This window comes from Georgenia ruanii (genome assembly GCF_009193175.1).
Lineage (GTDB): Bacteria > Actinomycetota > Actinomycetes > Actinomycetales > Actinomycetaceae > Georgenia > Georgenia ruanii.
The window spans coordinates 124,213-143,539 of record NZ_VUKE01000007.1; the positions used below are offsets into that span (position 1 = coordinate 124,213).

Genomic DNA, 19,327 nt, shown 5'->3' on the forward strand with positions numbered 1-19,327 from the left:
GCGATGCGGCGGGAACCGGCCAGGGCGGTCGACGGTGGCGGCGGTGGCGCCCCACGGCGTCGCCGATCACGCCCCCCGATCTCACCATGCGGACGAACCGGAAGGGTCGGCCAGGGGTTGAATCGGCACGATCTGGCCGTTTATGCGGCCTGGGCGGCCGGTTCGGAGGCGCCCGTAGACGACACACCGAACGATCCGCGCGAGCGTGCGGATCGAGTTGCCGGCGCGATCTCTCGGCTTTCGTTGTCCCTCGTCCGTATCTAGCGTGCTGGGCGGCCGGTCACCGTGGCCGGCCGAACTGAGAGAGGGAGAACAACCCTTGAACAGCAGCAAGAAGATCTGGCTCATCGGCGGCCTGTCCGCCGCGACCATCATCGCCGGCGCGAGCGGTGCGACGGCCTCGCCGGCGCACGGCCCCCACGACGAGCACGTCAAGCACAGCGCGTTCCGCGCGGCACCCACGGACAAGCAGGACGACGGCGAGGGGCACGACGGTCCGGGGCGCAAGCTCGGGCACGTGCGCGGGCTGGGGCACCACTTCAGCCCCGGCGTCGGGCACCTGAACCACGAGCACGCCCCCATCACCCAGCCGCCGGCCGCGGAGCCGCCCGCCGAGGAGCCCCCGGCCGACGAGCAGCGCCCCGCCGCGCAGGCCCCGACGGACCTGCCGTCTGCCGAGGAGCCGCCGATGGACTGGCCTGTCGGCGAGGAGCCGCCGGCTGACCTGTCCCCTGGTGACGAGCAGGTGACCGACGAGCCCACCACCGACGAGCCCACCACCGACGAGCCCACCGCGGAGGAGCCCGTCACCGAGGAGCCGGTGACCGACGAGCCGACCTCCGAGGAGCCGCCGGCGACCGTCCCGGGTGACGACGCCACCACCCCGGACGACGTCACCACCGACGAGCCGGCCACCGACGAGCCGACCTCCGAGGAGCCGCCGGCGACCGTCCCGGGTGACGACGCCACCACCCCGGACGACGTCACCACCGACGAGCCCGCCGCGGAGGAGCCCGTCGCCGAGGAGCCGGTGACCGACGAGCCCACCGCAGAGGAGCCCGCCACCGAAGATCCGGTGACCGAGGAGCCGCCGGCGACCGTCCCGGGTGACGACGCCACCACGCCCGACGACGCCGCGACCGACGAGAGCATCCTGCTCCAGATCGTCAGCGCGACGCTGACCCTCCCGGCCATCGAGGGCGCCGTCGACGCCGTGGCGGACGTCGCCACCGCCGTCATGGACCAGGCTGCCGTGGACCCGGCCTCGCTCGACACGGCCGAGGTCACCGAGTCCGTGCCGGTTCCCCTCGACGCTGTGAGCTAGTCGCCAGCAGCTGGCCACCAGCCGCGGCCGCGCACCGGACCCCCCTCCGGTGCGCGGCCGCTTCGCTGTGCCCGCGGCTGCGCGCTATGCCGAGCCGGACTCCTCCGCGCCGACGACGGTCAGCGGGTACCCCTCCACGCCGCGGTGGACGAGGCGGGCGGAGAATCGGGTGAAGGAGCCGTCGACGAATGCGAGGAGGTCGGCCACCGGCACCCGGAACCGCACGACCGGGAGGTGCCCGAGCCTCGCCGCGAGCGCCATGAGCTCGTCACGGTCCCCGACGCCGTACTTCGCCCGATCGAGGGCGTAGACGATCACACTGTCGCCGCCCCTCCAGCGCCGGAGGTCGACGGCGAGGATCGCCCACCGGGCGCGATCCAGCCCGGCGAGCGCGTACATGCCCGCCTGCTCCTGGGCGTCCACGCCGTCCGCCGCCGCGGTGCCGCCGAAGTCGCCGTGGTGGACCCATGCCGACTGCGCGCCGTGCTGGTCGCTCACCCCGTCCCCCTCCCCCGCGGAATCCTCGGCGGGGAAACTCGGACCTCCGTGACCGCGAAGGGCGGCGTCCGCCTGCGATCAGGCAGCCCTGGCAGGCGAGACCCCTGCGGCCCACGCCAGGGTGAGAGCCTCGTGCTGGGCGTCGGTCAGCTCGCCGCGGAAGGCCTCGGCGAGGACCGCCCAGCGGAACGCGACCCGCACGTCCTGCGGCAGGTCCGGGCGGGCGGCGCGGGCGGCCTCGTCCGCGGCCGCGAGCGCGGCGCCGTGCTGCCCGGCCACGAGGGCCCGGCGGCCGCCGTTGAACGCCTGGGGAAAGGCCGACCCCATCCGCAGGGTCGCGGCGGCGTGGGCGGCGCGGATCGCCTCGACGCCGGTGTCGGTGAGCTCGTCGAGCTGAGCGACGTGCTCGGCCAGGACGGTCTCGAATTCGATCATGGCGGCTCTCCCTCCGGTCGCTCCGGCCGCCGTCGTTGGCGGTCACGAATTGGAGCCCGGTACCAGCGTCGAGCCGCGCGCCGTGTTCCACAAGGGGTTTGTCACCCCCGATGGGCCCTCGCCCGGCGATCCCGGTGGTTTCACCGGCGCGAGGGCGGTGGCGCCCCCGGGAACCTGGCACCACCACCGACCGCCACCCGAGGAGCGACCACCGTGAGCACCACCCGAAGCCGGGAGCCAGAGCTGCCTGTCGCCGACCCGGTGACCATCCGCCGCGCCACCCCGGCCGACGCGGCCACCGTTCACATGCTCGTGCGGGAGCTCGCCGCGCACGAGGGCTCCCAGGACCACGTGCGCGTCACCGCCGCGCGGTGGGCGCAGCTGCTCGACCGCGACGACGTCGTCGTGCTCGTCGCCGAGCGCGCCGGTCGCGCGCTCGGGTACACCTCGGCCGTGCGGCGCCTGCACCTGTGGACGGGCGGCGACGTGCTCGCCGTCGACGACGTCTACGTCCGGCCCGGCGAGCGCGACGCCGACCTGGGGCGCCGCCTGCTCACCGCGGTGGCGGGGCTGGCCGACCCCGACGGGCTGGCCCTCACGTGGGGCGTCGAGCCGGACAACACCGCCGCGCAGCGGTTCTACGCCCGCCTCGGGGCGACCCTGCGCGAGAAGGTCGTGGCCGGCTGGTCGCCCTCGGCCTACCGGCGCTGCCTGGCCGCGGCGGCGGTGACCCGATGAGCGCGGTCACGTCGCGCGTCGCCACCTCCGGGACGCGGTCCGACCCGCCCGGCATCGAGGCGAGGACGGGCTGGGCGCGGTCCGCCGAACCCGCCGAACCCGCCGACGAGCGGACACCGCGCGAGCCGCTGCGGCGTCGGGCGGCCCTGGCCGTGCTCGTCTCGGCCCAGTTCGTCGTCATGCTGGACAGCTCGATCGTCAACGTCGCCCTGCCGTCGATCCAGAACGACCTCGGGCTGAGCCCGGCGGGGCTCGCCTGGGTGGCGAACGCCTACGTCCTCACCTTCGGTGCCCTGCTGCTGCTCGCCGGGCGCGCGGCCGACGTGGTCGGCCGCCGCCGGATGTTTCTCGTCGGCACGGCCGTGTTCACGATCGGCACCGTCGTGGCCGGCCTGGCGCCGGGCGAGGGCGTGCTCGTCGCCGCCCGGGTGGTCCAGGGCGCCGGCGCCGCCGCCCTCAGCTCCGCCGCGATGTCCCTCCTCCTGGTCATGTTCCCCGGTGCGCAACGCGCCCGGGCGATGAGCACGTGGGGGGCCGCATCCACCCTCGGCGGCGCGACCGGCGTCGCCGCCGGCGGGCTGGTGACCGGGACGCTCGGCTGGTCGTGGGTGTTCTTCGCCTCGGTGCCGGTGACCCTGGCCGGGCTGGTCCTGGCGCCCCGCCTGCTCGACGGCGCCACCGGCGGAGCCCGCCGCGGCTTCGACGCCCTGGGCGCGGCCGCGATCACCGGTGCCGTGCTCGCCCTCATCCGCGCCGCGCTCGCGGTCCCGGAGCAGGGCTGGGGTTCGACGACGGTGCTCTCCAGCGCCGTCCTGGCGGCGGTGCTGCTGGCGGCGTTCGTCCTGACCGAGCGCGTCGTCGCCGACCCGCTCGTCCCGCTGGAGCTGTTCCGCTCCCGGACGGTGTCCCTCGGCGTCACCCTCGGCGTCCTGGGCGGGGCCGCGCGCGCCTCGACGTTCGTCCTCGTCGCCCTCTACCTCCAGCAGGCGCTGCTCATGGCGCCCCAGGCGGCGGGGCTCGCGATGGTGCCGACGTCGCTCGCCGGGTTCGCGGTCTCCCTCGCCCTGCTCCCCCGCGTCCTCAGCGCCTTCGGCCCGCGGCGCAGCATGGTCGTCGGCCTGGTCGTGCTCGCCGGCGGTCACCTGTGGCTCGCCCGCTCCCCGGTCGACGCGCTGTACGCCGTCGACGTCCTGCCCGGGCTGCTGCTCGTGGCCACCGGCGTCGCGCTGAGCTTCACCCCGACCACGATGGTCATCTCCGTCGGTGTCCCGGCGACCCACACGGGCCTGGCCTCCGGGCTGGCGAGCTCCAGCACCCAGGTGGGCGCCGCGCTCGGGCTGGCCGCCTTCACGGCGGTGGCGACGGCGGCAGGGAAGGCTGCCGGGGCAGGCCCCACCGCGGGCCTGTCGGCGCCCGGGTTCGCCGCGGCATTCACCGCCGCCGCGGCGGTCGCGCTGGTCACCGCCGCCCTGGCGGTGGCGCTGCCCCGACGGTGAGCGCGGCGACGAGCCGCCGAAGGCCGACGGCACCGCCGGGTCACGCCTCGCCGAGCAGGCCGCGCAGGTAGTGGTCGTGCACGAGGTGCATGCGGTCGTCCAGGCCGGCCATCGGGCCCTCGACCGAGACCCCTGGGGCCACCTCCTGGATGGGGAGCGGGGCCACGCGCGGCCCGGGGAGCCCGACGGCCTGCCGCCACTCGACGAGCTGCGCCAAGGAGTGGATGTAGACGATGGGCCCCAGCCCCACCAGGCCGTGCGCCGCGGCGCACATGGGGCAGTGCTCGCCGGAGGTGTACATCGTGGCGGCGGCCCGCTCCGCCGGCGAGAGGTGCGTCGCGGCCCAGCGGGCGAGGGCCAGCTCGGGGTGCGCCATGGGGTCGCCGGTCGTGACCACCCGGTTGCGGGCCTCGGCCAGGGCCTCGCCGTCACCGCCGGCGAGGACGGAGCCGAAGGGCTCGTCCCCCGCCGCGGCGGCCTCGGTGGCGAGCTCGATGCATCGTTCAAGGTGCTGGCTTTCCGTGGCCATGCCGCGATTGTCCCGGACAGAGAGGCGACCGGCCTGTTGGCGAGCGGGCCGGTGGCGCGGGCGGCCTGTTGTGAACCATTACCGTCCGATGAGGCATACTGATAGGACAACTGAACAGCCACCGAACCGCGGCGGGAGAGTCCCGCGCGAGCGGGCGCCGAAGGAGCAACCTCCCCGGGAATCTCTCAGGCCCCCAGACCGCCGACGGCGAGGCTCCTCTGGAAAGCAACCCTGCGGGGTTCACCGACGGTGTAAGCGGGTCCTGCCCGCGAAAGCTCTCAGGTCCGATGACAGAGCGGGGAGACACCGTCCCCCGGTGCGGCTTCCGCACCCAGTCCTCAGGAGTTCTGTGGCTCTCTTCACTGACGCGCCCGAGCGCGCCCAGGCATCTCCTTCCCTCCCCGCCGCCCCCGCCGCGCCGCGCACCAACCGCCGCCTCGGCGTCGTGGCGATCGTCGTCTCCGCCACCGCGATGGGGGCCGCCGGGCTGTTCGGGCGCATGGCCACCCCGCCCGGCGCGGTGCTCGGCGAGGCCCTCACGCTGGGCCGGATGCTCGTGGGCGCGGTGGGCATGCTCGTCCTGCTCGCCCTGTCGCGGCACCTCGGCCTGCTGCGCCGCACCCGCCTGTCCTGGTCGGTCGTGCTGGGCGGGGTGTTCCTCGGCCTTTCCCTCGCCACGTACCTGTCCTCGACGGTGCTCATCGACCTCTCGCTCGCCGTCGTCCTGCACTACATCGGCCCGGTCCTCGCCACGCTGCTCGCCCGGGTCCTGCTCAAGGAGCGGGTCTCCCGCCCGGACCTCGTCTCCCTGGCCGCCAGCTTCCTCGGCATGATGTTCGCCGCGGGCCTCATCGGCGGCGAGCCGACGCCGGTCACCGACCAGTACGCCCTCGGTGTGGTGCTGGGCACCGTCTCCGGCGTCTTCTACGGCGCGGCGCTGCTGTGCTACCGCTACCGCACCGACATGCCCGCCGACGTGCGCAGCTTCTGGAACTTCGCGTTCGGCACCCTGGCCACCGCGGCGATGGTGGCGATCGCCCGCCCCGACCTGTCCGGGATGACGACCACCAACTGGGTGTGGGCCGCGGGGTTCTTCCTGGTGTGCGGGCTGCTCGCCCTGGCCCTGCTCGTCGTCGCCGGCAAGCACCTGCGCGCCGCCGAGCTCTCGGGCCTGTCGTACTGGGAGGTCGTCGTGGCGATGATGATCGGCACGGCCGCGTTCGGCGAGTCGATCTCCCTCCTGGCCGTCCTCGGCGCCGGGCTCATCGTCGTCGGCGCGGTGGTGCCGGTCATGTCCGGCGGGTCGCACTGACGCCGGCGCCGCCCGGCCGGGTCAGCCGCGCGGCTCCCGGCGGCCGATCCCGGTGGGGGCATCGACGTTGTACCGCAGGCCGAGCATGCGGATGAGGAAGCACGCCACGGCGCCGGCGATGGCTCCCCAGACCGCCAGGCGCGGGTCGTGGGCGACGGTCAGGACGGTGATGGTGGCGCCGACGAGGGCCGGGATCGCATACAGCCCGCTGGTGAGCACGGACGGGATCTCCCGGATGAGCACGTCCCGGATCGTCCCGCCGCCCACGGCCGTCACGGCGCCGAGGAGGATGGCCGGTGCGGGGTGCAGACCGAAGGCGAGGGCCTTCTGGGCGCCGGACACGGCGAACACGCTCAGCCCGACGGCGTCGAGCACGAGGATGGAGCCGTGGAGCAGCCGAGGGACCCGCCTGACGAAGAAGGCGATGAGCGCGCCTCCGGCGGCGATGGACAGGTAGTACTGGTCGGTGAACGCCGCCGGGGGCACCGACCCGATGCACAGGTCGCGGATGATGCCGCCGCCGAGCGCGGTGATGATGCCCAGGGCGAGGATGCCGACGATGTCGACCCGGGTCTTCTCCACGGCGGTGAACGCGCCGTTGACGGCGAAGGCGAAGACGCCGAGCAGATCCAGCGCGCGGGCGACCTCAGCGACGTGCAGGAGCACATGACCTCCATCTCTGAGGACTCTGAGGACGGCGATCCTTGGACCGCCGATGACAGCTGCGGGACCGCCGGCCTCGCAGCCGCCGCGATCTCGCGGGACAGCACGGGGCCGGTGGCGTTGGTGCCGCCGCTCAGCTCGACGCCGGCGACGACGTGTCTCCATCCTGGCCGGAGGGCGCCAGCCAGGCCAGGGCCGCCACGACGGCGGCGGCGGTCCCCGTCTCCAGGGTCGGTTCGATCACCGGCGCGAACTTCGGCGAGTGGTTGCCCGGGATGTCCTCCATCAGCGTGCCTCGGTCGGCGGCGGTCCGGTAGAGCTCGGGGTCGATGCCGCCGAGGGCCCAGTACGAGTACGGGACCCCGAGAGCGTCCGGCACCGCCGAGAAGTCCTCGCTGGCGGTCTGCCGCCCGTAGTCCTTCGTGGCGTCACCGAAGTGCTCCCGGAACGCCGCCGCGACCCGTGCGGTGACCGCCGGGTCGTTGTCCGTCAGCGGGTAGCGGTCGTAGGTCTCGAACTCCGGCTCCGTCGGCGAGCCCGAGGCCTCGCACTCGGCTCGGACGATGCGCTCGATGGCGGCGACCATCCGGGACCGGGTCTCCTCGCTGTAGGCGCGCAGGTTCAGCTCGAGCACCGCGTGGTCGTCGATGATGTTGCTCTTCGACCCGACCGCGACCCTGCCCACCGTGAGCACGGCGAACTCGTCCGGGGGGATCTCGCGGGAGACCACCGCCTGCAGGCGGACGACGATCATCGCGGCGAGGACGACGGGGTCCACGGACAGGTGCGGCATCGAGCCGTGGCTGCCGCGGCCGTGGACCGTCACCCGCATGCTCTCCGCCAGCGAGAGGAACGGGCCGGGGTGGGGGCCGACGGTGCCGGCGGGATAGGCGAGCACGTGCTGGGCGAAGGCCACGTCCGGCTTGGGGATGAGCCGCGCGAGCCCGGCGTCGACCATGCGGTCGGCGCCGTCGGCGAGCTCCTCGGCCGGCTGGAACAGCGCGACGTAGGTGCCCGACCACCCCTCCTTCGCCCCCGCGAGCAGGCGGGCCGTGCCGAGCAGGCAGGCGACGTGCACGTCGTGGCCGCAGGCGTGCATCACCGGCACCTCGTTGCCGTCGGCGTCGGTGGTGCGGACGGAGCTGGCGTAGGGCAGGCCGGTCGCCTCGGCGACCGGTAAGGCGTCCATGTCGGCACGCATGAGGACCACCGGCCCGTCGCCGTTGGCCAGCACGCCCACGACTCCCGTGCCGCCGACCTTCTCGTGCACGTCGAAGCCACGCTCGCGCAGCTCCGCGGCGACCATCCCTGCCGTGCGGGTCTCCTGGTGGCCGAGCTCGGGGTGCGCGTGCAGGTCGCGGTAGACCCCCTCCTGCCACTCCTTGAGGTCCGCCTGCCCCTGGAGAACCGAATCGACGGTCGGCGCAGCGCTCATCCGACTACCTCCCAACACCTCGAGCCCCGTGGCGGCGTCCCGGACACGGCTCCACGGGGCGGCGACGACCAGCATCTCTCGCCGGGTCGGGGACTGCATGCGGGGCGCCGGCGGGGACGGACCAGCCGGCGGGACGTCTACAGGCCCAGCACCAGCCGGGCGATGAGGAAGTAGATGATCAGCCCGGCGGCGTCGACGAAGGTGGTGATGAACGGGTTGGAGAACACCGCCGGGTCGACGCGCAGCGTCCTGGCGATCAGCGGCATCACCCCTCCGACCGTGGCGGCCAGCGTGCAGATGGCCAGCAGCGTCAGCCCGATGACGGCCCCCACCGACGCGCCGTAGAACAGCGACGTCACGGCGAACCCCACCGCGCCGAGGATGAGCCCGAGGCTCAGCCCGGTCCGCGCCTCCCGGGCGACGACCCGCAGGACGTCCGCCGGGGAGACGTCGTCCAGCGCCAGGGCCCGGGTGAGGGTCGCGGCCGCCTGGTTGCCGGTGTTGCCGCCCGTGCCGATCAGCAGCGGGATGAACACCGAGAGCACCACCATCTGCGACAGCGTGGCCTCGAAGACCTCGAGCACCTGGACGGTGAGCGTCGCCCCGACCGCCAGCACGAGCAGCCAGACCACGCGGGAACGGACCAGGGCGCGCACCGGGGTGGCGAGGTAGGGACGACGCAGCGGCTCGGACCCGGCGCTGCGGGCCTGATCCTCGCTCTCGGCTTCCTCGAGGATTCGTAGGGCGTCGTCCACCGTGAGGATGCCCACCAGCCGCCCCTCCTCGTCGACGACGAGGAGGGCGAGCAGCTTCAGCCCGGCGCAGCGCCGCGCCGCGGTCTCGGCCTCGGAGGTGGCCAGGGCGGCGTAGGGCGGCTGCACGATCTCGCCGATGCGCACGCTCCCCTCCGCCCGCATGAGGTCGCGCAGGCTGACGACGCCGACCAGCCGTCGCTCGTCGTCGACGACGGGCAGGGTGTACACGGTCTCGGCGTCGTCGAGGCGCGAGCGGACCCGGTCCAGCGCCGCCGCCACGGACATCTCGGGGCGGATCGTGACGTAGCCGGGGCTCATCCGCCGACCGATCGAGCCGGCGGGGTAGCCCAGCACGACGGCGGTCAGCTCGCGCTCGGGCGGCGCGAGCCCGCGCAGCAGCCGGCTCGCCACCGAGGCCGGGAGCTCGTCGAGCAGGCCTACCCGGTCGTCCGGGCTCAGCCGCGCGAAGACCCGGGCCACGTCCTCGTCCTGCAGGCCGCGCACGAGGTCGCCCTGCAAGGCGGGGTCGAGCCCCTCGAAGACCCTCAGCGCCAGCTCCTTGGGGAGCAGCCGGTAGGCCACCGCCCCGTCCCGTCGGCCCAGCCGCTCCAGGACGGCGACGACGTCCGGGACCGGCAGCGGGGCGAGCGCCCGGGTGAGCTGGGCGAGGTCCGGCTCCCGAAGAGCTCGCTCGACGTCCCGCGTGACCTGCTCGCGGTCCACGTCGCCGACGTGCGCCATGGGCGTGCCTCCTCCCCGTTCGACCCGCTCGCCCCTCACCTCCCCACACACCACCACATGCCGGCGCCGGCGGCGCCCACGCGCGCGGCCTCGCCACGCTCACGCGAGCGACCGCGGGCGGCAGCGGACAGCGCGCGACACCGCCGGCCGCGGAGCCGCCGGGTCGCCGCGTCGGGGCTACACCGCGACCAGCGCCTCCGACGGCGAGAGCGCGTCCGTGAGCAGCGCGACGAGCGCGTCGAGCTGGACGTCGGCCGAGGCGGACGTCTCCTCGTCGGACCCGTCGAGCGCCCGCGCGGCGAGGCCGGCCTTGCTGTCGATGAGCTCGGCGATCCGCGCGTCGAGGGTCTGCGCGGCGATGATGCGCCACGCCGTGACGGGCTCCGCCTGACCGATGCGGTGGATGCGGTCGATCGCCTGGGTCTGCTCCGCGTCGGTCCACGACAGCTCGGCGAGCACGAGGTTGGAGGCCACCTGCAGGTTGAGCCCGACCCCGGCGGCCGTCAGCGAGCAGACCGCGACGGCCACGTCCGCGTCCTTGGTGAAGGCGTCGATGTTCTTCTGCCGTGCCGAGGGCGTCTGGTCGCCACGGATCGATGCGAAGCGCAGGCCGCGGCGGGCGAAGATCTTCTCGGCGGCGTCCATGACGTCGACGTGCTTGGCGAAGAACACCACCTTGCCCACGTTGTGCGCCAGCTCGGCGGCGTAGTCGGCGGCGAGGCCGGCCTTCGCCTGGCCGATGCGCCGCATCATGCTGAAGACGTTCTCGCCGGACTCCGGCCCGGACTTGCCGGCCCGCTCCCACCGGGCGACCTGCACCACGAGGTCGTGGTCGATGCCGTCGACGCCGCCGCCCGGGTGCCGGGCCTCGAGCGCCGCCTCGTAGCGCGACACCAGGCGCCGGGTGAGGGCACGCTCGGCCCGGCGGATGGAGCGCCCGGCCTCGCCGTCGAGCTCGACGGGCAGGTCGGCGACGCGCCGGGCCGGGATGTCGGCGGCCACGTCGATCTTGCGCCGACGCACGATGCCGCGCTCGATCACGCACGTCCGCGCCGCGGCGTAGAAGCCGTGGTCGGCGGGGGTCAGGCCGGTCTCCTCGAGGGCCTCCATGAGCTCCCCGACGGGCTTCGTCTCGTCGATCCAGCCCAGGAACTGCCAGATGGCCCGGAAGTCCTCGACGTCGTTGATCAGCGGGGTGCCGGTCAGGGCCATCAGCAGCGGGTCGCCGGCGCGCAGGCGCAGGCTGTCCGCGATCCGCAGCACGTGCTGGGAGCGCTGGGACTTCTTGTTCTTGATGTAGTGCGCCTCGTCGACCACCATCCCGCGGAACCCGAACTCGCCGAGCCAGCCCGCGTGCCGGTCGAGCACGTCGTAGTTGACGATGATGATGTCGGCGAAGCCGTCGACCGTCTGACCGTCGCCGTCGATGACGCTGGCGCGGCGCTGGGGGGTCCAACGCCCGGCCTCGCGGGCCCAGCTGGTCTTGACGACGTTGGGGACGACGACGAGCAGCGGGTAGGCGTGGGCCGCCTCAGCCGCCAGCAGCGCCTGCGCCGTCTTGCCCAGGCCGGGCTCGTCGGCGAGCAGGAAGGTCCGGTGCCCCGCCGCGGCTGCCGCCACCATGCGCGCCTGGTGCGGCATGAGCGTCAGGCCGGCCGGCGCGTAGCCCGCGGTGGGCTCGGGCAGCTCCATGCACGAGGACGCCCCGCCCAGCTCGAACGCCCGGAAAAGCGGCCCGAGCAGCTCCCAGCCGGCCAGGCGGCGCGGCCGGCTCTGCCGCTTGTGCACGGCGGAGAAGTCGGGGGCGAGGAAGGGGTTGGCGAGCTGGCGCGACACGACCGACGGCGGCACCACCTGGCGGGTGAGGGCCTCGGCCACGTCCGACGGCTCCGGCGGCACGACGTCGTCGGGCGCCGGGTCGATCCCGGCGTCGTGCAGGAGCTCGAGCTTCAGCGCCCGGGCGCGCTCGGAGACCACGGCGTCGTCGTCGAGCAGGCCCAGCAGGGACGTGTCGCGGGCGGCGGTCTTGGCGAGGATGACCGCGATGCCGTCGAGGCGCTTGAGCTGCTCGGCGCGCCGGGGCTCGGTGAGGGTGTCGTCCGCCTTGACCCGGGCGCGCTCCTCGCGCACGAGCAGCGCGACGACCTGGAACTTCGTGCGCACCGAGGGCGCCACCCGGCCCCGCTGCACGGCTGCCTCGACCTCGCGCACGACCCGGGCGAGCACCGGCATGATGCCGTCTTCGTCGTGGTGACGCGCCCGCCGCTGACGTGCGGCGGGGCGGCGTGTGTCTGCCTTCTGGGCTGGTCGACCCAAACGGTCCTCCTCTAGATCTGGCGACGTCCGCCAGTGGCGTTGACGCGGGCGCCGTGCGGGTCGCGAGCGACCCACGGGCCGAGCGGGCGGCGCGGATCGGCGGCAGGACGCGCAGACGCCCGTCCGCCACGCGAACCGGCTCCCCGACGCGCGGTCACCGCGACGCACACGAGACGGTCCACACCGGAGCCGCAGCCCCTCGGACCCGGGCCACTCACCGGCCTCGACACGCGACGGCGTCGAGAGACGAGCACGGCGGAAGGCCCTTGACACGTTCATGCTATCGCGCCGACCGGCCTGGATCGGCCACCGGTTGCGGATCTCACCACCGGGGCGCCGGCCCGCGGCCGCGCGGCTACCCTGGTCCGTCAACGCCCGGCGGCTGGCGCGTGTTCCCCACAACGGTCACAGATACGATGGCCGTTGCCGCGAGCACGACCAGATGGGAATGAATCATGGCGCAGGCGACTGCCCCCGGTGCGGGAGCCGTGTCGAAGTCCGAGATGGTCTACCGGGAGCTGCGCTCCCGCATCGTCTCCGGCCAGTACGTGGCGGGCTACCGGCTCGTGCTCGACCAGCTGGGCCGTGAGCTCGGCGTCAGCCCGGTCCCGGTGCGCGAGGCGGTCCGACGCCTCGAGGCCGAGGGGCTGGTGACCTTCACCCGGAACGTGGGCGCGGAGGTCGCCGGCATCGACACCGAGGACTACGCGGACACCATGGAGGTGCTCGCCTATCTCGAGGGCGCCGCGACCAGCATCGGCGCACCGCACCTGGGCGCGGAGGAGCTGGAGCGGGCGAGCGCGCTGAACGAGCAGATGCGCGCCCTGCGGGACACCGCCTTCAGCCCGGTGCGCTTCACCGAGCTCAACGAGCAGTTCCACCAGGTGCTGTGCGGCGCGTGCCCCAACACCCGGATGCTCGAGCTGCTGCACCGGGAGTGGCAGCGGATGTCCTTCATCCGCCGGTCGAGCTTCGTGATCATGCCCGACCGCAGCCGCGCCTCGGTGGCCGAGCACGACGAGATCCTGCGGCTGATCCGCGCCGGCGCGCCGCTCGACCAGGTCGAGCGCGCCAGCCGCGAGCACAAGCTCCGCACGTTGAACGAGTACCTCGCCGCGCGGGCCGCCCAGACGGCGCCCGCCTGATCCGGCGTCGGCACGGACGCGGGTCACGACCCTGCCCGCCAGCCGGCGACCCGGTCCGCGCGCCTGCCCCGCCTGCACCCGGCAGGAGCCCCGGAACCAGGTCGCCGTCGTCGTGGGATCGCCGGGGGCCGTCGTCCGCGCCCGGCGAGCACCGGGGGCGGACGACGGTCCTGCAGCCTCTCAGAAGGGGTTCGGCGTCAGCGTGTACTTGGTCTGCAGGTACTCGTGGATGCCCTCGGCGCCGCCCTCGCGGCCCAGGCCGGACATCTTCCAGCCGCCGAAGGGGGCGGCGGCGTTGGAGACGACGCCGACGTTGAGCCCCATCATCCCGGTCTCGAGCCGCTCGATCATGCGCTGCCCGCGGGCGAGGTTCTCGGTGTAGACGTAGGAGACGAGCCCGTACTCGGTGTCGTTGGCGAGGCGTACGGCGTCGTCCTCGGTGTCGAACGGGACGATGGCGAGCACCGGACCGAAGATCTCCTCGCGGAGGATGTCGCTGCCCGGCTGGACGTCGGTGAGCACGGTGGGCTCGTAGAAGGTGCCGGGCCCGTCGACCGGGCGGCCGCCGGTGCGCACGTGGGCGCCGCGCGCGACGGCGTCGTCCACCAGGGCGGCGGCCTTGTCGACGGCGGACTGGTTGATGAGCGGGCCGATCGTCACCCCGTCCTCGGTGCCCCGGCCGATCCCGAAGCCCTGGACGCGCTCGGTGACCCGGCGGGCGAACTCCTCGGCGACGTCGCGGTGCACGATGAGCCGGTTGGCGGCGGTGCACGCCTGGCCGATGTTGCGGAACTTGGCCGCGATCGCGCCGTCGACCGCCTTGTCGAGGTCGGCGTCGTCGAAGACGACGAAGGGCGCGTTCCCGCCGAGCTCCATCGACGTGCGCAGCACCCCCTGCGCCGCCTGCTCGAGCAGGCGCTGGCCCACGCCGGTCGAGCCGGTGAAGGAGAGCTTGCGCAGCCGCGGGTCGCGGACGATCGGCTCCGACACCGCGCCCGAGGTCGAGGTGGTGACGACGTTGACCACGCCCTTGGGCAGCCCGGCGTCCTCGAGCAGCTTGACGAAGTACAGGGTCGTCAGCGGGGTGAGGGCGGCGGGCTTGACGACCACCGTGCAGCCGGCGGCGAGGGCCGGGGCGATCTTCCGGGTGGCCATCGCCAGCGGGAAGTTCCAGGGCGTGATGAGGAAGCACGGGCCCACCGGGTGCTGGGACACGATCATGCGACCGGTGCCCTCGGGGTTGGGCCCGTAGCGGCCCTGGACGCGCGAGGCCTCCTCGCTGAACCAGCGCAGGAACTCCCCGCCGTAGGCGACCTCGCCGCGCGCCTCGGCGAGCGGCTTGCCCATCTCGATGGTCATGAGGAGCGCGAAGTCTTCCTTGCGCTCCTGCAGGAGGTCGAACGCCCGGCGCAGCAGCTCGGCACGCTCGCGGGCCGGCGTCGCGGCCCAGGCCGGGAAGGCGTCGCAGGCGGCGTCCAGCGCCGCGAGGCCGTCGGCGGGCGAGGCGTCGGCGATCGTCTTGACGACCTCCCCGGTCGCGGGGTCGGTGACGTCGATCGTGGTGCCGCGCTCGCCGGCGCGCCACTCTCCGGCGATGAACAGGCCGTCGGGCAGGTCCGCGAGGAGCGCGGCCTCGCGGGCGTCGAGCAGCTGGGTCTGGCGGTTGTCGGTCATGAGGCTCCTCGGGGCGTCAGGCCACCGGCTGGGGGGCCGGGACGAGCAGGTGCTGGCGGAAGAAGGCGGCGATCTCGGCGGTGGCGTCGAGCGGGAGGACGGCCGCGACGTACTGGTCGGGCCGCACGACGACGACGCACCCGGCGCGGTCGATGCCGCGCAGGTCGAAGATGTCCTGCTCGGGGTCGACGGCGTAGACCTTCTCGTAGTCGACGAGCTGGAACGGGCCGGTGCGCGGGCGGAACAGGTCGGGCGCCCGGGTGACGTCGACGTCGACGTGGCGCTGCTGGTAGACGACCTTGACGTCGAAGAGGCTGTCGAGGTCGGCCCCGGCGGTCGTGTGCGTGACGACCGGGGAGTCCGGCGCGCCGGCCATCCAGGCCGCCCAGTCCGCCACGGCCGAGGCCTGGCCCGGGGCTGCGGCGTCGGCGAAGGCGTAGATGCGCCACCGGCCGTCGGCGCGGTGATGGTGCCCCAGGTGCACGGGGTTGGCGTCCCCCACCCGGACCACCGGGGCGGACTTGAAGCGCTTGCCGATCGGGAAGCCGGTGGCGAGGTCCTGGTGGGTGGCCTCGGCGACGAGCATCGAGGGCGGGTACTGGGTCATGAAGCCGGCGGGGAACTCGGCGGTCCGGACGTAGAAGTCCGCGAGCTCGGCCGGGTCGGCGAACTCCTCGGGCTTCTTCGCCATGAGCGTGGACCACTCCTTGTCGAAGTCGATGAGGTTCTGCGCGATGACCTGGCGCTCGGCCGTGTACGTGGCCAGCAGGCTCTCCGGGCTGCGGCCCGACAGCACGTAGCCGAGCTTCCAGCCGATGTTGAAGCCGTCCTGCATCGAGACGTTCATGCCCTGGCCGGCCTTGGCGCTGTGGGTGTGGCAGGCGTCGCCGGCGATGAAGACCCGGGGCGTGCGCGTGCCGACCTCGGCCGGCGGGACGTCGTCGAACCGGTCGGTGACCCGGTGGCCGACCTCGTAGACGCTGTGCCAGGCGACGTGGCGCACGTCGAGGGTGTAGGGGTGCAGGATCTCGTTCGCCTTGGCGATGATCTGCTCGATCGTCGTGTTGCGGACGGCGCCGTGGTCGTCCGGGTTCACCTCGCCCAGGTCCACGTACATGCGGAACAGGTGCCCGCCCTCGCGGGGGATGTGCAGGATGCTGCCGCCGGTGTGCGACTGGATCGCGCACTTGGTGCGGATGTCGGGGAAGTCGGTGACCGCGAGGACGTCCATGACGCCCCAGGCGTGGAAGGCCTGGTCGCCCTGCATCGTGCACCCGATGGACTGCCGCACCCCGCTGTGGGCCCCGTCCGCGCCGACCACGTACTTGGCCCGCACGACCCGCTCCTGCCCCACCTGCGCGCCGGCGGTGCGGGTGAGGGTCACCGCGACCGGGTACTCCCCCTCGCCCACCTCGAGGCCGCGGAACTCGTACCCGTAGTCCGGCTTCATGCGGGTGGGTGCGTCGGCCATGAACTCGGCGAAGTAGTCCAGCACCCGGGCCTGGTTGACGATGAGGTGCGGGAACTCGCTGATGCCGTGCGGGTCGTCCTTCGGCCGGTCGCCGCGGACGATGCGCGAGGGGTCGTCCGGGTCCGGCCGCCAGAAGCACATCTCGGTGATCCGGTAGGCCTCTTCGATGATGCGGTTGGCGAAGCCGAAGGCCTGGAAGGTCTCGACGCTGCGCGCCTGGATGCCGTCAGCCTGGCCGATCTCCAGCCGGCCGGGCCGGCGGTCGATGATGCGGGTGGTGACGTCGGGGAACTGGGACAGCTGGGCCGCCGCGATCATCCCCGCCGGGCCGGTGCCGACGATGAGGACGTCGACCTCGTCGGGCAGCTCGTCGGGCCGGCCGATGCCGACTCCCGCCGCGGGCTGGACGCGCGGCTCCCCGGAGACGTAACCGTGGTGGTGGAACTGCATGGCGATTCCCTCTCGGACATCGGTGTCGAGGTGTGCAAGACCGCAACCGTGCATTCTATAATCGAACGCACTACTCTACTATCGAACGGAAACGTATACGATGATGTGTGACGCGCGCAACCACCCCGGCGGCGGACGATGACCGCCGAGCCGGCGAGGGGTCGTCCCGCGAGCGCCCCGGCGTCGCAGACGCTGAGCCGGGGCATCCGCGTCCTCGAGCTGCTCGCCGACGCGGGCGAACCGCTGACGATCGACGAGCTCGCCGAGCGGCTGGGCGTCCATCGCTCCATCGCCTACCGCCTGGTGCGCACCCTCGAGGACCACGGGCTGGTCACCCGCGACCCCACGGGCGGGGTCGCGCTCGGAGCGCGGATGGCGTCGCTCGCCGCGGGTGTCGCCCCCGATCTCCAGGCCGAGGCCCTGCCCGAGCTCACCACGGTCGCCAACGAGCTCGGCATGACGTGCTTCCTGGCCGTGCTCGACCACGACGAGTGCGTCATCCTGGCCAGCGTCGAGCCGCGGCACGCGGTGGCCTCGGTGGCGCAGCGGCCGGGGACGCGGCACCCGGTGAGCGTCGGGGCGCCCGGCAAGGCGCTCCTCACGGCGCTCCCCGAGTCCGAGTGGCCGTCGGGCGCCTCCGCGCAGCTGACCGCGGAGGTGGCGGCGGTCGGCGCGCGTGGCTACGCGCAGAGCCATGACGAGGTCATTCCCAGCGTGAAGTCGGTGGCGGTGCCGCTGCGGCTGCGCGGGCGCTCCCCCGCCGCGATCGCGGTGGTCTACGTCGCGAGCGGGACCGAGCCGGCGACGATCGGGGCACGGCTCGCCGCGAGCGCGACATCGATCCGCGAGGCGCTGGGCGACTGACGCACGCGCGACAGGGGCGGGGCCGATGCCGGCCCCGCCCCGTAGCGGATCGTCGAAGATCAGGCCTGCGAGAGCCCGCGGACCGGGCTGACCTGCTGCTCCGCCTCGTGGTCGGGCCCGAGGGGGATGCCGGAGCGGTCGCGCAGCAGCAGCGTCGCGAGGAGACCGACGACGGTCATCCCGGCGAGGTACGCGGTCACGCCCCCGGTGCCGCCCGTCGCCTTGACGATGGCCGTCGCGATCATCGGCGCGAAGGCGCCGCCGAGGATGGCCCCGATCGCGTAGGAGACCGACACCCCGGAGAACCGGATCGAGGCCGGGAAGAGCTCCGAGTAGAGCGCCGCCTGCGGGCCGTAGGTGAAGCCCAGGCCGATCGTGAGCAGGGCGAGGCCCGCGAACAGCAGCGCGAGGTTGCCGGTGTTGACGAGCGGGAACAGGGCGAAGACGCCGCCGAGCTGCAGCACCCAGCCGAGGATGTAGGTCGTGCGCCGCCCCAGGAAGTCGGAGGCCCAGCCGGCGACGATCGTCGAGAGCAGCCACGTGATGGCGGAGCCGGTGACGGCCCACAGCACCGGGCCGCGGTCGAGCGCGATCGGCCCGTCGGGGTTGGTCGCGTAGTTCTGGATGTATCCGCCGGTCGTCATGTAGCCCACCGCGTTGTTGCCGGCGAACACGAGCGCGGTCACGATGACCAGGACGGTGTGCTTGCAGAAGAGACGCAGGATCGGCATCTGCGCCTCCTGCTTGCGCTCGGCGAGCTCGGCGAACACCGGGCTCTCCTCGACCTTCCGGCGCACGTAGTACCCGACGAGGATGAGGACGACGCTGAGCAGGAACGGGATGCGCCAGCCCCACTCGAGGAACGCGTCCCCCGGGGCGATCATCGCCATGAGCGCCATGACGCCGGAGGCGAGCAACAGCCCCAGCGGGACACCGGTCTGCGGGCCCGCGCCGAACAGGCCGCGCTTCTTGTCCGGGGCGTGCTCGACGGCCATGAGGACGGCGCCGCCCCACTCGCCACCGGCGGAGACTCCCTGGACGACGCGCAGGAGGATGAGGAGGATCGGCGCGGCGACCCCGATCGCCGCGTACGTCGGCAGCACGCCGATGAGGGCGGTGGCCGCGCCCATCAAGATCAGCGTGACCATGAGGACGAGCTTGCGGCCGTACTTGTCGCCGAGGTGGCCCGCGAGGAACGCGCCGAAGGGCCGGAAGAGGAAGCTCACGCCCACGGTTGCGAACGAGAGAAGCACGCTGTTCTCGCCGAGCCCGGAGAAGAAGGCGGGGCCGAAGACGAGCCCGGCGGCGAAGGCGTACGTGAAGAAGTCGTACCACTCGACTGTGGTTCCGATGACGGTCGCAAAGACGACCCGCCTCCGGTCCCGCGTCTCGTCGACGGCCGTGAGGGTGGCCCCGCCGGGCCTCGCGCCCGGGGGGAAGGTGGGAGAGGAACTCATCTCTGTGGACTCCTGTGTCGATAC

The 19,327-nt window shown here is 73.6% G+C and carries 16 protein-coding genes and 1 riboswitch; of the genes, 6 read left to right on the forward strand and 10 right to left on the reverse strand.

Going from position 1 to position 19,327, the window contains the following annotated elements; genetic code table 11:
- Positions 1-319 precede the first annotated feature (319 nt).
- On the forward strand, positions 320-1,324 hold the full coding sequence (locus GD880_RS20315) for a hypothetical protein (RefSeq protein WP_193314435.1): 1,005 nt from the start codon (positions 320-322) through the stop codon (positions 1,322-1,324).
- A gap of 84 nt (positions 1,325-1,408) precedes the next feature.
- Here the strand turns inward: GD880_RS20315 and GD880_RS09070 are convergent, their stop codons facing one another.
- Positions 1,409-1,822, reverse strand: coding sequence for a hypothetical protein (locus GD880_RS09070; protein WP_152231292.1), 414 nt, complete (start codon positions 1,820-1,822; stop codon positions 1,409-1,411).
- A 78-nt stretch (positions 1,823-1,900) separates the two neighbouring features.
- On the reverse strand, positions 1,901-2,257 hold the full coding sequence (locus tag GD880_RS09075; RefSeq protein WP_152231293.1) for a hypothetical protein: 357 nt from the start codon (positions 2,255-2,257) through the stop codon (positions 1,901-1,903).
- A gap of 213 nt (positions 2,258-2,470) precedes the next feature.
- On the opposite strand from GD880_RS09075, the gene GD880_RS09080 reads away from it, so the two are divergent.
- Both GD880_RS09080 and GD880_RS09085 read left to right on the forward strand, forming a co-directional pair.
- Positions 2,471-2,995 (forward strand): GNAT family N-acetyltransferase, encoded by a 525-nt coding sequence (locus tag GD880_RS09080; RefSeq protein WP_226909507.1) that lies wholly within the window; start codon positions 2,471-2,473, stop codon positions 2,993-2,995.
- Positions 2,992-4,491: an MFS transporter gene (locus tag GD880_RS09085; protein ID WP_152231294.1), complete on the forward strand. Its 1,500-nt coding sequence runs from the start codon at positions 2,992-2,994 to the stop codon at positions 4,489-4,491. The genes GD880_RS09080 and GD880_RS09085 overlap by 4 nt, the downstream gene beginning before the upstream one ends.
- Before the next feature lie 40 nt (positions 4,492-4,531).
- Here the strand turns inward: GD880_RS09085 and GD880_RS09090 are convergent, their stop codons facing one another.
- Positions 4,532-5,020: a nucleoside deaminase gene (locus GD880_RS09090; protein WP_152231295.1), complete on the reverse strand. Its 489-nt coding sequence runs from the start codon at positions 5,018-5,020 to the stop codon at positions 4,532-4,534.
- Between the two features lie 122 nt (positions 5,021-5,142).
- A riboswitch (glycine riboswitch) is annotated at positions 5,143-5,231 on the forward strand.
- Positions 5,232-5,369: 138 nt separating this feature from the next.
- Here GD880_RS09090 and GD880_RS09095 point away from each other — a divergent pair.
- On the forward strand, positions 5,370-6,332 hold the full coding sequence (locus tag GD880_RS09095; RefSeq protein WP_226909508.1) for a DMT family transporter: 963 nt from the start codon (positions 5,370-5,372) through the stop codon (positions 6,330-6,332).
- A 21-nt stretch (positions 6,333-6,353) separates the two neighbouring features.
- On the opposite strand, the gene GD880_RS09100 is transcribed toward GD880_RS09095, so the two are convergent.
- From GD880_RS09100 to GD880_RS09115, 4 genes are all read right to left on the reverse strand, one after another.
- Complete coding sequence (locus GD880_RS09100) at positions 6,354-6,992, reverse strand: trimeric intracellular cation channel family protein (RefSeq protein WP_452176736.1); 639 nt, start codon at positions 6,990-6,992, stop codon at positions 6,354-6,356.
- A gap of 136 nt (positions 6,993-7,128) precedes the next feature.
- The gene (locus GD880_RS09105) at positions 7,129-8,430 is read right to left on the reverse strand and encodes an amidohydrolase (RefSeq protein ID WP_152231297.1); all 1,302 of its coding nucleotides are present in this window, start codon (positions 8,428-8,430) and stop codon (positions 7,129-7,131) included.
- A gap of 137 nt (positions 8,431-8,567) precedes the next feature.
- Complete coding sequence (gene mgtE / locus GD880_RS09110; RefSeq protein ID WP_152231298.1) at positions 8,568-9,926, reverse strand: magnesium transporter; 1,359 nt, start codon at positions 9,924-9,926, stop codon at positions 8,568-8,570.
- Positions 9,927-10,103: 177 nt separating this feature from the next.
- A complete protein-coding gene (locus GD880_RS09115) occupies positions 10,104-12,158 on the reverse strand; it encodes a DEAD/DEAH box helicase (protein WP_152231299.1) in 2,055 nt (684 codons plus the stop codon).
- Positions 12,159-12,697: 539 nt separating this feature from the next.
- On the opposite strand from GD880_RS09115, the gene GD880_RS09120 reads away from it, so the two are divergent.
- Positions 12,698-13,387, forward strand: a complete 690-nt coding sequence (locus GD880_RS09120) for a GntR family transcriptional regulator (protein WP_152231300.1) — start codon at positions 12,698-12,700, stop codon at positions 13,385-13,387.
- A gap of 180 nt (positions 13,388-13,567) precedes the next feature.
- On the opposite strand, the gene GD880_RS09125 is transcribed toward GD880_RS09120, so the two are convergent.
- Positions 13,568-15,061: an NAD-dependent succinate-semialdehyde dehydrogenase gene (locus GD880_RS09125; protein WP_152231301.1), complete on the reverse strand. Its 1,494-nt coding sequence runs from the start codon at positions 15,059-15,061 to the stop codon at positions 13,568-13,570.
- 16 nt (positions 15,062-15,077) lie between these two features.
- Positions 15,078-16,982 carry an FAD-binding monooxygenase gene (locus tag GD880_RS09130; RefSeq protein WP_152231302.1) on the reverse strand — a complete coding sequence of 635 codons (1,905 nt, stop codon included), beginning with the start codon at positions 16,980-16,982 and terminating at the stop codon, positions 15,078-15,080.
- Positions 16,983-17,120: 138 nt separating this feature from the next.
- On the opposite strand from GD880_RS09130, the gene GD880_RS09135 reads away from it, so the two are divergent.
- Positions 17,121-17,846 carry an IclR family transcriptional regulator gene (locus GD880_RS09135; protein WP_152231303.1) on the forward strand — a complete coding sequence of 242 codons (726 nt, stop codon included), beginning with the start codon at positions 17,121-17,123 and terminating at the stop codon, positions 17,844-17,846.
- A gap of 59 nt (positions 17,847-17,905) precedes the next feature.
- Here GD880_RS09135 and GD880_RS09140 read toward each other — a convergent pair whose 3' ends face one another.
- Positions 17,906-19,303, reverse strand: a complete 1,398-nt coding sequence (locus GD880_RS09140) for an MFS transporter (protein WP_152231304.1) — start codon at positions 19,301-19,303, stop codon at positions 17,906-17,908.
- Between the last annotated feature and the right edge of the window lie 24 nt (positions 19,304-19,327).